Annotated in this window: 15 protein-coding genes; 14 read left to right on the top strand and 1 reads right to left on the bottom strand. The window is 54.5% G+C overall.

All coding sequences use genetic code 11. The features are described from left to right. Window positions 1–53 precede the first annotated feature (53 nt). From rbfA to truB, 3 genes are read left to right on the top strand one after another with little or no spacing between them, the layout of a single operon-like run. Window positions 54–470, top strand: coding sequence for a 30S ribosome-binding factor RbfA (rbfA, locus tag L0666_RS14900; protein WP_216035705.1), 417 nt, complete (start codon window positions 54–56; stop codon window positions 468–470). After that, window positions 470–1,183 carry a phosphodiester glycosidase family protein gene (locus tag L0666_RS14895; RefSeq protein ID WP_235262160.1) on the top strand — a complete coding sequence of 238 codons (714 nt, stop codon included), beginning with the start codon at window positions 470–472 and terminating at the stop codon, window positions 1,181–1,183. The genes rbfA and L0666_RS14895 overlap by 1 nt, the downstream gene beginning before the upstream one ends. Window positions 1,184–1,223: 40 nt before the next feature. Continuing rightward, complete coding sequence (gene truB / locus L0666_RS14890) at window positions 1,224–2,126, top strand: tRNA pseudouridine(55) synthase TruB (RefSeq protein ID WP_235262159.1); 903 nt, start codon at window positions 1,224–1,226, stop codon at window positions 2,124–2,126. Here the strand turns inward: truB and L0666_RS14885 are convergent. Continuing rightward, the gene (locus L0666_RS14885) at window positions 2,123–2,491 is read right to left on the bottom strand and encodes a VOC family protein (protein ID WP_235262158.1); all 369 of its coding nucleotides are present in this window, start codon (window positions 2,489–2,491) and stop codon (window positions 2,123–2,125) included. The genes truB and L0666_RS14885 overlap by 4 nt on opposite strands. Before the next feature lie 63 nt (window positions 2,492–2,554). On the opposite strand from L0666_RS14885, the gene L0666_RS14880 reads away from it, so the two are divergent. From L0666_RS14880 to aqpZ, 11 genes are all read left to right on the top strand, one after another. Beyond that, entirely contained in the window at window positions 2,555–3,067 is a 513-nt protein-coding gene (locus L0666_RS14880) for a DUF1643 domain-containing protein (RefSeq protein ID WP_235262157.1), read from the top strand. A 151-nt stretch (window positions 3,068–3,218) separates the two neighbouring features. Further along, window positions 3,219–4,064, top strand: coding sequence for a calcium-binding protein (locus L0666_RS17305; RefSeq protein ID WP_272492189.1), 846 nt, complete (start codon window positions 3,219–3,221; stop codon window positions 4,062–4,064). A gap of 142 nt (window positions 4,065–4,206) precedes the next feature. Continuing rightward, entirely contained in the window at window positions 4,207–4,476 is a 270-nt protein-coding gene (rpsO, locus tag L0666_RS14860) for a 30S ribosomal protein S15 (RefSeq protein ID WP_216035711.1), read from the top strand. A gap of 89 nt (window positions 4,477–4,565) precedes the next feature. After that, complete coding sequence (locus L0666_RS14855; RefSeq protein ID WP_235262156.1) at window positions 4,566–5,666, top strand: THUMP domain-containing class I SAM-dependent RNA methyltransferase; 1,101 nt, start codon at window positions 4,566–4,568, stop codon at window positions 5,664–5,666. Beyond that, window positions 5,666–6,373, top strand: coding sequence for a polysaccharide deacetylase family protein (locus L0666_RS14850; RefSeq protein ID WP_235262155.1), 708 nt, complete (start codon window positions 5,666–5,668; stop codon window positions 6,371–6,373). Before L0666_RS14855 ends, L0666_RS14850 begins: the two co-directional genes overlap by 1 nt. 76 nt (window positions 6,374–6,449) lie before the next feature. Next, window positions 6,450–7,166 carry a sterol desaturase family protein gene (locus tag L0666_RS14845; protein ID WP_235262154.1) on the top strand — a complete coding sequence of 239 codons (717 nt, stop codon included), beginning with the start codon at window positions 6,450–6,452 and terminating at the stop codon, window positions 7,164–7,166. 89 nt (window positions 7,167–7,255) lie between these two features. After that, window positions 7,256–8,227: a YHYH protein gene (locus tag L0666_RS14840; RefSeq protein WP_235262153.1), complete on the top strand. Its 972-nt coding sequence runs from the start codon at window positions 7,256–7,258 to the stop codon at window positions 8,225–8,227. A gap of 60 nt (window positions 8,228–8,287) precedes the next feature. Beyond that, window positions 8,288–8,779 carry a hypothetical protein gene (locus L0666_RS14835; RefSeq protein WP_235262152.1) on the top strand — a complete coding sequence of 164 codons (492 nt, stop codon included), beginning with the start codon at window positions 8,288–8,290 and terminating at the stop codon, window positions 8,777–8,779. A 186-nt stretch (window positions 8,780–8,965) separates the two neighbouring features. Beyond that, the gene (pnp, locus tag L0666_RS14830; protein WP_235262151.1) at window positions 8,966–11,098 is read left to right on the top strand and encodes a polyribonucleotide nucleotidyltransferase; all 2,133 of its coding nucleotides are present in this window, start codon (window positions 8,966–8,968) and stop codon (window positions 11,096–11,098) included. A 164-nt stretch (window positions 11,099–11,262) separates the two neighbouring features. Next, window positions 11,263–11,817, top strand: coding sequence for a L,D-transpeptidase (locus L0666_RS14825; protein WP_235262150.1), 555 nt, complete (start codon window positions 11,263–11,265; stop codon window positions 11,815–11,817). Window positions 11,818–11,954: 137 nt separating this feature from the next. Then, window positions 11,955–12,644, top strand: a complete 690-nt coding sequence (aqpZ, locus tag L0666_RS14820) for an aquaporin Z (protein WP_235262149.1) — start codon at window positions 11,955–11,957, stop codon at window positions 12,642–12,644. Window positions 12,645–12,670 lie beyond the last annotated feature (26 nt).

Below are 12,670 nucleotides of genomic sequence, written 5' to 3'. Positions count from 1 at the left end.
ACATTGGCGCCAGTGCGCTTGGCAAGCCGCTTCGCACCCCTTACATGAGCTGCATGGCAAAGAACAGTTTTCAAGGCAAGGACGGCCCATCACAACGCCAATTGCGCGTAGGTGAAGTAATCCGTCGATCAATGTCCGAAATTTTGCAGCGCGGTGAGGTCCATGACCCCGACCTGCAACGCATGTCGATTACCGTCGGCGAAGTCCGCATGACACCCGATCTGTCAATCGCGACCTGTTTCGTGCTGCCCTTGGGCGGCAAAGATGCAGATGTGGCGATTGCAGCATTGGCGCGCAACAAAGGCGAGCTACGGCATCTCATCTCAAAGGGGATGAAGCTTAAGGCGACCCCTGATCTGCGGTTCCGCATCGACGATATGTATGACCGGATGGACGCAACCCGTGCGATGTTCGCCGAAGATCGTGTCGCAAAGGACGTTGCCGCAACAGATTCCGACGAGGACGAATAATGCGTTGGCTCGTGGGTCTATGCTTGCTGGCGTCCCCTGCAGCGGCAGTGACCTGTAAGGACGTCCAGCACTTGGGCGCGTCCTATACCATCTGCGATGTCGGAGTTGATGAAGACTTACAACTTTTCTTGGGGGATGATGATGGCAACGTCCTTGGCAGTTTTCGCGCCGTTGAAAACTATCATGGCTTGTCTCTGTCGTTCGCGATGAACGCGGGAATGTATCACGACGATCGCTCACCCGTGGGTCACTATGTTGAAGACTTTATCGAGCAAAGATCCGTCATGTCCCGCGAAGGTCCGGGGAATTTTGGTCTACTGCCCAATGGAGTATTCTGCAGCGGCGAAACATTTGAGGTTTTCGAAACGCTCAAATTCCTAGAGCAGACCCCACTTTGTGCAGACGCGACCCAATCTGGCCCGATGTTGGTCATTGATGGGGAACTGCACCCACGATTCATCCCTAATGGAACGTCTAAATTCATTCGCAACGGAGTCGGCACTCCGGCCGATGGGCAGCGTGCCTATTTTGCGATTTCCAACGAGCCCGTGAACTTCCACGATTTCGCTACCTTGTTTCGTGACCACATCGGAGTGCCTAATGCGCTTTATTTTGATGGCAAAGTCAGCCGACTTCATGCCCCCCAGCTGAACCGGTCCGACTTCGGTTGGCAGCTTGGTCCAATCATTGGCGTGGTTGACGCCGATCAGTAGGCAGACTACCCCGCCCGCCTGACATAAAATCGGAGGCCACATGGCACGCAAACGCAAAGGACGCGACCTGCATGGGTGGCTAGTGGTGGACAAACCTGCGGGGATCACCTCGACATCCGTGGTGAATAAGGTGCGCTGGGCACTGGATGCCAAAAAGGCGGGCCATGCCGGCACACTTGATCCCGAAGCAACCGGCGTTTTGGCCGTGGCCTTGGGCGAGGCTACGAAGACCGTTCCTTGGATTACCGACGCATTGAAGGCCTATACTTTTACGGTACGCCTAGGTCAAAAGACCAATACAGATGACGCCGAAGGCGAAGTTACCGCAGAAAGCGCCGATCGACCCTCCGATGACGATATCAAAGCAGCGCTTGGGCAATTCGTCGGTGACATCATGCAAATACCACCCGCCTTTTCCGCCGTTAAGATCGATGGTGAACGCGCCTATAAACGGGCGCGCGATGGCGAAGAATTTGAAATTGCGGCACGCCCTCTGTGGGTCGAAGAATTGTTGTTGATTGACCGGCCCGACCAAGATCACGTCACTCTAGAGATGACCTGCGGTAAGGGCGGGTACGTCCGTTCGATCGCCCGCGACCTTGGTGAGGCTTTAGGTTGCCACGGTCACGTTCGCGAATTGCGTCGTATCTGGTCAGGCCCTTTTGAAGCCAAAGATGGTGTTAGCCTTGAACAGTTGGACGAACACGCAAAGACCGATGGGCTCGATCATTTGATCTTGCCGCTCGAAGCGGGCCTCGATGACCTGCCCCGCGTTCATTGCCCCGAATCCAGCATCACCAAGCTGCGCAATGGCAATCCTGCGATGGTCATGGGCGATGTGGAATACGGTGAAGAATGCTGGGCCGACCACGGCGGGCAGGCTATTGCCGTCGGCGTTTTCAAATCAGGCGAGTTACACCCGACACGGGTGTTTGTCCGCTAGCGGTGCTGATCAATCAGAATCGGGTTTCCATCCGGGTCGATGACCACGAATGACCCAATGCCGCTATCGTCACCGGTTTCTTGACTAACGTCATGCCCTGCGGCTTTCACCTTGGCCTTAATCTCGCGCACATCTTCAAAGGGATCGACCTCGTTCGCAGATTGGTCCCAACCCGGATTAAACGTGAGCATGTTACCCTCGAACATGCCTTGGAACAGACCGATCAAAGTATCGCCGTTCTTCATAATCGCGAAGTTATGTTCCACCAGACCACCAAAGTGCGAAAACCCGAGGTCTTTGTAAAACGCTATGGATTTGGTCAAGTCCTTGACTGACAGTGAAACCGAAAATGCGCCGAGTTGCATAGGATGTCCTTTCGCTGTGCGTTCACCCTAGCACATTTTTCGATGCTTGGGCATAACGCTGCAATGATCACTCGCACTCATATTAAAGACGACGCGCCTTCAACCGCAGTTTATTCAGATTGCGAACGATATCGTTACGCCCTGACCCGGGTTTGGGATGAGGCCGGGACTTCAGTTCATTTTGTTATGCTCAACCCGTCCACCGCGACTGAAGTACAGAATGATCCTACCGTTGAACGCTGTGAACGCAGGGCGCGCGCATTGGGGCATGGCGCGTTTCGGGTTACTAATATCTTTGCATGGCGTGACACCGATCCACGTAAAATGCGCGCTGCGACTGATCCTATTGGCCCTGAAAACGACGACACGATCCTCGAGGGGTTGGCATGGGCGGACCAGACCATTTGCGCCTGGGGGACCCACGGGGAACATCTGCAACGCGGCCCGCAGATCGAAGCAATGTTGCGCACTCAGGGCAGCCAACTGTTCCACCTTGGCCTGAGCAAAGCGGGCCACCCTAAACATCCTCTTTATATCGCCTACACCCAGAAGCCACAGATCTGGACGGCTGGCTAACTCGCCAGCGGTTAGGCAAGCGTTAACCAACTGACCCGAATTATTGCGCTTTGGGCGCTTCATTGCCCTATGATTACGGGGATCATTTATCCGCAATCGGTGGGACAAACCCAAGCCGCCAAGATTCGTCGGCCTTACGAAAGAAAACACCATGTTTATGCTTCTTGGCCTTGTAAGCCTCGCCATCGCAGGAACAGCCATTATTGGCCTACCAACGGCTGATGACGATGCACTATCTTCGGACGGCACCTCAGAAGCAGACAACGTCTTGGTTGGGCCCGAACACGCCGACGTCGGCGGGACAAATGACCTCGACAATTTGCTCGGAGGGAGCGGCGACGACCGGTTAAACGGCCAGCTTGGCGATGATTACATCGATGGCGTGAGCGGGAACGACACCCTTTTGGGCGGCGAGGGCAAAGATGATATCCATGGCGGCGAGGGGAATGACCTCCTTGCAGGTGAAAACGGAGACGATCAAGTCTACGGTTACTTTGGCGACGATGACCTGTCCGGAGGAAGCGGTAATGACACGCTCCACGGCGGCAGCGGCGACGATCTGATTGACGGCGCCTATGACGACGATGAGATTCTTGGCGGTTATGGCGATGATACTCTAATCGGTGGTGCTGGCCGCGACATGGTCCAAGGCAGCGAAGGCGATGACTTGATCGACGGAGTGACTGGCGAAGACGGCGGCGCAGAACAAGACTACCTGAACGGCAGCGAAGGCAATGATACCCTTATCGGCAACGATGGCGACGTGATGTCTGGGGGGGATGGGACCGATCGCTTTGAAGTCGAAAACGGCTTGGTTTCGATCATGGATTACACAGGCGACGACGTACTTGTTGTCAAATACGATGACGCGGTCCCGACCTTGACAACACAGCTTACTGAGAACGGTCTTTTGCTGTTGGCCGACGGGGATGCCATCGCAGAGCTGTTTGGCGTTGCGTCGATTGACGTGGACATGGTGCAACTCATGCCAATCTAGCCGCACATTTCCTTTGCTTTCGTAAGGGAATCTTCCTATATGCGCGCATCTGGCCTCGTTATTGGGGGCAGACCACCCTCCACGGGCCCTGCTGGACGACATCCCGGCTTGTGCCATTCACCCTTTAAATAAGGAGATCCCGATGTCGATTACTGCTGAAGAAAAAGCACGCTTGATGAAAGAATTCGCAATCAAAGAAGGCGACACTGGTTCGCCGGAAGTTCAAGTTGCGATCCTGACATCCCGCATTTCTACGCTCACAGAGCACTTTAAGACCCACAAGAAAGACAACCACGGTCGCCGTGGCCTTTTGAAAATGGTTGCTCTGCGCCGTAAGCTTCTGGATTACACCAAAGGCAAAGACGAGGCTCGTTACCAAGACCTCATCAAACGTTTGGGTATCCGCCGCTAAGCCTTTCTGGTTTTTGCGAACGAATAGCAGCCGCCTACGGGAAACCGTGGGCGGTTTTGCTTTGCCCGTGAACCGTATAGGGAAATCCCATGGACATTTTTCTCATTACCGCCCCCGGCCTGCAGGACCTGCTGGCAACCGAAGCCCGCGAAAAAGGTTTCAAAGTAACTTCTGTCATCCACGGCGGGGTCACGATCCGTGGTGAGTGGCCACAAGTCTGGCGTGCAAACCTACAGCTTCGTGGGGCTGCACGCGTCCTTGCACGGGTTGCGGAATTTCGCGCGCTTTACTTGTCGCAACTCGAGCTCAACACGCGTGACTTTGCTTGGCAGGATGTCCTACCGAGCGGCGCATGGGTGCGCGTTGAAACCGCGTGCCATAAATCAAAGATCTATCACGCAGGAGCCGCGACCGAGAGGGTCGAGAACGCGCTTTCCGCACGCGGTTACAACATCGCGCGCGAAGAGGAAGACCTAGCCGACGCCCTGTCCATCCGCGTTCGCATTGAGCGTGACATCGTCACCCTGTCGCTCGACACCTCTGGTGAACCTTTGCACAAGCGCGGCCACAAAGAGGCCGTCAACAAAGCGCCTATGCGTGAAACCATGGCGGCGATGTTTCTGCGCTATGCGGGCTATAACGGCAAAGAGCCGTTTTATGACCCCATGTGCGGATCGGGCACCTTTCCAATCGAAGCCGCCGAAATTGCACGCAGGTTTGATTCCGGTCGCGCCCGCGCGTTTACGTTTCAGTCTCTGCCCAATTTTGACGTCGAGGCGTTTGATGCGATGCGCAGCCCTGAACGGCCCGCAATGTTCAACACCTACGGCAGCGATCGCGACCAAGGAGCTGTCACCATGTCCAAAGCCAACGCAGACCGCGCGGGCGTTTCTGATGTAACCGATTTTCAAGTGAAACAAGTCAATGAGATTACCCCGCCATGTGACGACACGGGGCTGGTCATGATCAACCCGCCCTACGGTGGGCGTATCGGCAACAAGAAGCCGCTGTTCGGTTTGTATTCTTCGTTCGGAGATAGGATGAAGTCACACTTCAAAGGGTGGCGCGTGGGGGTCATTACCACCGAACCCAGCCTAGCCAAAGCAACGGGCCTGCCGTTCAAGCCGCTCAGCCCTGTTGTAGATCACGGTGGAATGAAAGTGCGGTTGTATCAAACGGACGCGCTTTGATGCGGCGTCTTGCGGTGATCATCACTGTCCTGATCCTAAGCGCTTGGGGCGCTCTACAGTTGAGCCGTTCAACTACATTCATGATTGCCGGCGAAGCCATCGCACGGGTTGAGACAAACGCACCTGTTATCGCGCTTACCTTTGATGACGGCCCATCCCCGCGTTTTCTGGGCGACGTTCTGACCACGCTAAACGAGCACGGCACCGTCGCGACTTTCTTTTTGGTTGGGCAAGATGTTGTTGCGCATCCGGAGTTGGTCACTCAAATAGCGGATGGCGGCCATGAGCTTGGTAACCACTCCTATTCGCACCCTCGTTTGGTGCTGATGTCCCCGTCCCGCGTCGCGGCCGAGATAGAGACTACAGATCAATCCCTCAGGAACGCTGGATATACAGGGGCCATCCCTTTCCGTCCTCCTTACGGTAAGAAACTAGTGATCCTGCCGTTCTACCTCGCGCGTAACGAGCGGCCTGCCATCATGTGGGACGTCGCCCCAGAAGATGATCCTGCACTTGCAGGCGACGCAGATGCCATCACCGATTTTGTCCTGAAGGAAGCCCGGTCAGGCTCCATTATTTTGCTCCATCCGATGTATGATAGCGGCGCTGCTACCCGCGCTGCTTTGCCAGCCATATTGTCAGGACTGACTGCGCGTGGCTTTGAATTTGTCACGGTCTCTGAACTGTTGGACCTACGCGCGCCATAGGCTTCGGCACGCCGCGTCATCCTTGATCGGAATCAGACCCCTGCCCTAGAGTTCCTCAAACTCTGGGAGGGGAAACATGATTCCGACACTTCGTATTCTGACCAACATGGGCAGCTTGCAACGGCTCGCGCCGTTCTGGGTGTTGGGTCTAGTTTTGTTTATCCTGAACTTTAGCTTGCTGGCATTTGTGGCAGTCATCTACGGAGTCGTTCTTCAATTCTTTGTGGAGTACGTCATGCACCGGTTTCTTTACCATCGTGAACCGCCTCAACAGCAGGGCATGTTCAATGACCTGTATCGCAGCCATATCGGCCATCACGAATTCCCTACGAACCCCGAATTCTTCACCGGTGGCGACAATTGGTATGCGTTGAAATTCGGGCTGGTTGCGGCGGCGCTACACACAGTGGTTCTTTGGCCCATTCTTGGACTATCTAGTGCCGCGCTGTTCGGAACCGTGGCTTTGTTTCTTGGGTCAGTCAGCGCGTTCACCTTTTATGAGTACTGCCACACGCTAGCACATGTGAACGTGCCAAAGGGGTGGTTCGGAAACAAAGTCACGCAAAGCCACCTGCGCCACCACTTCAACGACCATGAGACAACGTTTCACGTCAGTTTTGGCATGGGATGGATCGACCGTTTGTTTGGCACATCTTATAGCCGCGAAGACGCACGAGAGAGGTTTGATCGCGATACGATCTTAAGCCTTGGTATGGACCCCGAAGACTTGCGTTTGATCGAAGCCAGAAAAGCGTTTGGACTCCCCAAATCGCCAAGGGACCGAGCCGTTTAAGAATATTCGACCGAATCTTGAGTGTCATGCGTATCATAGGAACACGCAACGTTTCGTGTTTCTGACAGTGATCAAAAAAAGGTTCCGCAATGATACGCTCGCTCCCCGCTATAACACTTCTATCCTGCCTTGCCGCCACATCCGCCGTGGCTGATGCCACCGACGACCGCATCCACGAACTTGAACATCTGTTTGTGAATGCCATGGTTCTGAACGGTCCAGAGGTCGTTGACTGCACACTGTCCGGCGGCGCGCAAAGCACCTGTTTTACAATTACTGTTAAGGCCGAACCACAAGACTACGAACCCGGCCCATGGTGCCCGACATCCGGCAGCGACGGCCCCGAACTGGCAGGTAAGTGGTTTGTGGATGGCGAATTCGTCGATGCGGATGGCGCATTCATGGCGTCCTTGGCGGACGTTTACGATGACCCCAAATGGCAGATGGTTGATCCTGAAACAGGTGAAATCAAAGTGACGGATTCACTCGAACAATGCGCTGCTGCTGCGCGCCCTGACGTGGGTGCGGAATACGAAAACTTCTGTGTTGTCTGTGAAGCATCCTACATGGATGAAGACGCCGCAGTGACCTACACAATCCCGCTTGAACCTGTAGCCCAAGACAACCCCATGCCAACCAACCAAACTGGATCTGGCGTTGCCTTCAATGGCATACGCCTTGATGGACCCGCGCCGGTCGATGCCATTCTGGGGGCCTATACAGTTGCCCCGTTCGATGACTGCGGTGGGCACGTAAACTTGCATGTTGGCTACCACTACCACGCGGCGACCGATTGCCTTGAAACAACTGCGCAAGATGATGGCGGCGACGCACCCGTTATCGGCATTGCGATGGATGGCTACGACATCCGCGCCAACCTAGGCGTTCAGGACCCCACGTTGGACGAATGCAACGGCCACGACCAAGGCGATGGCTACCACTATCACGCGGGCGAAGAAGGCGCGAACCTGATCCTCGGCTGTATGACCGCCCAAGCTGGATGTGTCGCCGAAGACGCAGGTGCAAAGTGTGACGCATCTGCGCGACCACCTCGCCCCTAATTCACAAGGTTTCAATAATCGCCTTAAATCTCGCCTTAAAGTGGTGGTATGTTTTGGGACATGACTGCCGCCGCCCCGCCAACCAAGGATTTACGTCGATTTCGCGAACCATTTGGGATTTGGGGCGTGGTGTTCCTAGTATTTGCAGGGCCACTGAACCCCGCAGCTTGGATAATGGGGCACCCGAAAAACACGAACATTATCCTTACCAACTATGACGTCATGGCATGGATCATCGTAATGCCCACGACGATCATTGCACTAACGATGCTTAACGCGTTTCGAACGAGACTTATTTTCAATGTCGCCACGATATGGAACTGGGGTGGTATTGGTTTCCTGTTCGGCACAATTGCTGGCCCGATTGGGCTTCTTATTCATGATGTAATCCAACATGGCATCGAATGGCACGAAATACTCCCTGCCATCCTCGCCTTTCTCGGATTTGGTTTTTTATTCGGTATCATCCCATTCTTCGCTTTTAATATTGGTCTACCCTGCGCAATCGTGGCCATCGCTGTTGGTTACTTGTGTTCCGAACCTGTCGATTGACGGCGATCACAGCATGACAACACAAAGCTTCCCAAACCGCCAAAACCTCTGTAAACGCCCCCTATCTGAGACGTAACGCTAAAGACCCCGGCGTGCGCAGACAGGATTGGGGTCGGTGGCAATGGGGCCACCAATGATACGAGGGACTTGGGAACGCCCAAGGGTGCCCTCAAATAGGAAACGATAATGTTCAAAGAAATTAAAAAATCCATCCAGTGGGGCGAAGAAACGCTGACACTGGAAACGGGTAAGGTTGCGCGTCAGGCAGACGGCACCGTGATCGCCACATACGGCGAAACAACTGTTATGGCGAACGTCACATTCGCCAAGCAACAAAAGCCGGGTCAAGATTTCTTCCCGCTGACCGTTCACTACGGTGAAAAGTATTACGCCGCTGGTAAAGTTCCAGGTGGTTTCTTCAAGCGTGAAGCACGCCCAACAGAAAAAGAAACCCTGACAGCCCGCCTGATCGACCGTCCGATCCGCCCGCTGTTCGTTGAGGGTTTCAAGAACGAAGTACTGGTTATCTGTACTGTTCTGTCCCACGACCTCGTTAACGATCCAGACATGGTTGCAATGATCGCGGCATCCGCTGCGCTGACAATCTCTGGCGCACCATTCATGGGCCCAATCGCTGCTTGCCGCGTTGGCTTTGAAGATGGCGATTACATCCTGAACCCTGAAATGGACGACATGCACAAGCTGCGTGAAAACCCAGAACAGCGTTTGGACCTTGTTGTTGCAGGCACCAAAGACGCCGTGATGATGGTTGAATCCGAAGCATACGAACTTTCCGAAGAGGAAATGCTCGGCGCTGTTGAATTTGCTCACGAACAGATCCAGCCAGTTATCGACCTGATCATTGATCTGGCCGAAGACGCCGCAAAAGAGCCGTTCGACTTTTCCGCACCTGACTACTCCGATCTGTCCAAGGCTGTTGCCAAAGCAGGCGAAAAGCAGATGCGCGCAGCCTTCGCGATTTCCGACAAGCAGGAACGCACAACAGCCGTTGGCGAAGCTCGCGAAGCAATCAAAGCTGCTTTGACAGAAGAGCAGCTTGAAGATGCAAACCTCGGTTCCGCGATGAAAGGCCTCGAGGCCTCCATCCTGCGCGGCGACGTTGTAAAAACGGGTAAGCGCATTGACGGTCGTAAGACTGACGAAATCCGCGACATCGTATCCGAGACAGGCATCCTGCCACGGACACACGGTTCTGCATTGTTCACACGCGGTGAAACTCAGGGCCTTGTTGTTACGACATTGGGTACTGGCGACGACGAGCAGATGATCGACAGCCTTCAAGGTATGTATAAATCGAACTTCCTGCTGCACTATAACTTCCCACCATACTCTGTTGGTGAAGTTGGTCGTTTCGGCCCTCCAGGTCGTCGTGAAATCGGCCACGGTAAGCTTGCTTGGCGTGCACTTCAGGCGGTTCTGCCTACTGCAACTGATTTCCCGTACACCGTTCGCGTTGTGTCCGAAATCACAGAATCCAACGGTTCGTCCTCTATGGCGTCTGTTTGTGGTGGCTCCTTGTCCATGATGGACGCAGGTGTTCCGCTGAAATCAGCGGTTGCTGGTGTTGCTATGGGCCTCATCATGGAAGAGAGCGGCGACTACGCCATCCTCTCCGACATCTTGGGCGACGAAGACCACCTCGGCGACATGGACTTCAAGGTTGCGGGTACCGAAAACGGCATCACATCCTTGCAGATGGACATCAAGATCGCAGGCATCACGCCAGCTATTATGAAAGAAGCTCTCGCTCAGGCGAAAGCGGGCCGTATGCACATCCTTGGTGAAATGAACAAGGCACTTTCCGGCGCGTCCGAGTTCTCCGAGCACGCACCACGCATCGAAACGATGCAGGTCCCAACGGATAAAATCCGTGAAGTCATCGGGTCTGGCGGTAAAGTTATCCGTGAGATCGTTGAAGTGTCCGGCGCAAAGGTCGACATCAACGACGAAGGCATCATCAAGATCGCATCGCCAAACGGTGACAGCATCAAGAAGGCCTACGACATGATCTGGTCCATCGTAGCTGAGCCTGAAGAGGGCATGGTTTACACAGGTACAGTCGTGAAGATCGTCGACTTCGGTGCATTCGTGAACTTCTTCGGCAAGAAAGATGGCCTCGTGCACGTTTCTCAGATCGAAAACCGTCGCTTGAACCACCCGTCCGACGTTCTAAAAGAAGGTCAGGAAGTTAAAGTTAAGCTTCTGGGCTTTGACGACCGTGGCAAGGTTCGCCTATCCATGAAAGTTGTCGATCAGGAAACTGGCGAAGAAATCAAAGAAGAGAAGAAAGAAGACTAAGGTCTTCGCTCTCAATTTTTGAACGCAGAGGCCCCGATGGAAACATCGGGGCCTTTTTCATGGTCAGGAAACCCTGACCGCTTCGTGATCGGCAATACCTTGCCCAAAACCCCTAATGCAGGGCATAACGTGGAATAACGAACGTCTTACTGGGGATTATGTTAATGATTACGCGCCGCCACTTCCTAAACACTGCCGCCGCATCCGCTGGCCTTGCTGCCACCTCCGCGTCCGCCCAAGGATTTCTAATTCCCGAAAGCCAGTTGCCACGTGTCGTGCGCATTGATCGTGACTACGCGACCGGCGAAGTTCACGTCGAACCGGGCAGCTTCAAACTATATTGGATGCTCGGGCCTGGTTTGGCGATGGAATACTCGGTCGGCATTGGCCGTCAGGGCCTTTATGAAAGCGGCGATTTCATCATTCGCGTAAAGAAAGAGTGGCCTAGTTGGACCCCTACTCCCGACATGATCGAGCGCAGCCCTGAATCCTATGCCCAATACGCAGATGGCATGCCTGGCGGTGTCGAGAACCCGCTTGGTGCACGCGCACTATATCTGTTTAGCGGCCAGCGCGACACCTTTCTGCGCATCCACGGAACCAATGCCCCGCGCACGATCGGCAGTGCGGTGTCAAACGGATGCGTGCGACTGGTAAACAGCCACATTACAGATTTGTATAACCGCGTTCCGCTCAATACTCGCGCCGTACTTCACTAAACAGACTTTCATCTCGGAAACGGCCTCGTCGTACGGCGGGGCCTTTTTTGTGCTTTCTCCCCGTGACGCACCCGCGCATTAAATCGCACCTTGGGTCTTAACGTCTGCTCACTGGACGTTCTTGGGAAGGAAATATCATGAAGAAACCATTGGCCGAATTCATCGGCACATTCACACTGGTCCTGTTTGGTTGCGGCGCAGCCGTCATCGCAGGCGCAGACGGCACAACAGGAATTGGCCTTGCAGGTATCAGTTTCGCATTCGGTCTGGCTTTGATCGGGATGGCCTACGGCATCGGTCCGGTTTCGGGCTGTCACATCAACCCCGCTGTTTCTTTGGGCGCGGTTGCCGCTGGTCGCATGACCATGGCCGAAGCCATTCCGTACATGATTGCTCAGGTCGCGGGCGCAATCGCCGGTGCACTGGTTCTCTGGATCATCGCATCTGGCACAGCAAGCTACGAAGGTGGTCTTGGTGCAAACGGTTGGGGGGAAGGTTACCTCGGCGAATACAATATTCTCTCGGCATTCGTCTTTGAAGTCGTTGCTACATTCCTGTTCGTCGTCGTGATCCTCGGCTCGACAGGCAAAGGTGCACCAGCGGCGATGGCGGGCTTGGCAATTGGCTTGGCATTGGTTGTAATCCACTTGGTTGGTATCAAAATCACAGGTGTTTCTGTGAACCCAGCACGCTCCATTGGGCCAGCCCTGTTCGCAGGTGGCGGCGCACTTGGTCAAGTTTGGCTCTTCATTGTTGCACCCGTCATCGGTGGTGTTGCAGCAGGCATCCTGTTCAAAACAGGGCTGCTAGACGCAGACGAAGCATAAAAAAAACGCCCCGTCCACCAATCCCA

It is taken from the genome of Octadecabacter algicola, assembly GCF_021532625.1.
GTDB classification, from domain to species: domain Bacteria; phylum Pseudomonadota; class Alphaproteobacteria; order Rhodobacterales; family Rhodobacteraceae; genus Octadecabacter; species Octadecabacter algicola.
Note: the sequence above shows the minus strand (reverse complement) of the source record. Positions and strands in the feature narration are given on the sequence as shown.

What these genes read in the sequence shown, in the direction of transcription:
- rbfA (WP_216035705.1), top strand. Translation starts at nt 54, where the DNA reads ATGGCAAAGAACAGTTTTCAAGGCAAGGACGGCCCATCACAACGCCAA.
- L0666_RS14895 (WP_235262160.1), top strand. Translation starts at nt 470, where the DNA reads ATGCGTTGGCTCGTGGGTCTATGCTTGCTGGCGTCCCCTGCAGCGGCA.
- truB (WP_235262159.1), top strand. Translation starts at nt 1,224, where the DNA reads ATGGCACGCAAACGCAAAGGACGCGACCTGCATGGGTGGCTAGTGGTG.
- L0666_RS14885 (WP_235262158.1), bottom strand. Translation starts at nt 2,491, where the DNA reads ATGCAACTCGGCGCATTTTCGGTTTCACTGTCAGTCAAGGACTTGACC.
- L0666_RS14880 (WP_235262157.1), top strand. Translation starts at nt 2,555, where the DNA reads ATGATCACTCGCACTCATATTAAAGACGACGCGCCTTCAACCGCAGTT.
- L0666_RS17305 (WP_272492189.1), top strand. Translation starts at nt 3,219, where the DNA reads ATGTTTATGCTTCTTGGCCTTGTAAGCCTCGCCATCGCAGGAACAGCC.
- rpsO (WP_216035711.1), top strand. Translation starts at nt 4,207, where the DNA reads ATGTCGATTACTGCTGAAGAAAAAGCACGCTTGATGAAAGAATTCGCA.
- L0666_RS14855 (WP_235262156.1), top strand. Translation starts at nt 4,566, where the DNA reads ATGGACATTTTTCTCATTACCGCCCCCGGCCTGCAGGACCTGCTGGCA.
- L0666_RS14850 (WP_235262155.1), top strand. Translation starts at nt 5,666, where the DNA reads ATGCGGCGTCTTGCGGTGATCATCACTGTCCTGATCCTAAGCGCTTGG.
- L0666_RS14845 (WP_235262154.1), top strand. Translation starts at nt 6,450, where the DNA reads ATGATTCCGACACTTCGTATTCTGACCAACATGGGCAGCTTGCAACGG.
- L0666_RS14840 (WP_235262153.1), top strand. Translation starts at nt 7,256, where the DNA reads ATGATACGCTCGCTCCCCGCTATAACACTTCTATCCTGCCTTGCCGCC.
- L0666_RS14835 (WP_235262152.1), top strand. Translation starts at nt 8,288, where the DNA reads ATGACTGCCGCCGCCCCGCCAACCAAGGATTTACGTCGATTTCGCGAA.
- pnp (WP_235262151.1), top strand. Translation starts at nt 8,966, where the DNA reads ATGTTCAAAGAAATTAAAAAATCCATCCAGTGGGGCGAAGAAACGCTG.
- L0666_RS14825 (WP_235262150.1), top strand. Translation starts at nt 11,263, where the DNA reads ATGATTACGCGCCGCCACTTCCTAAACACTGCCGCCGCATCCGCTGGC.
- aqpZ (WP_235262149.1), top strand. Translation starts at nt 11,955, where the DNA reads ATGAAGAAACCATTGGCCGAATTCATCGGCACATTCACACTGGTCCTG.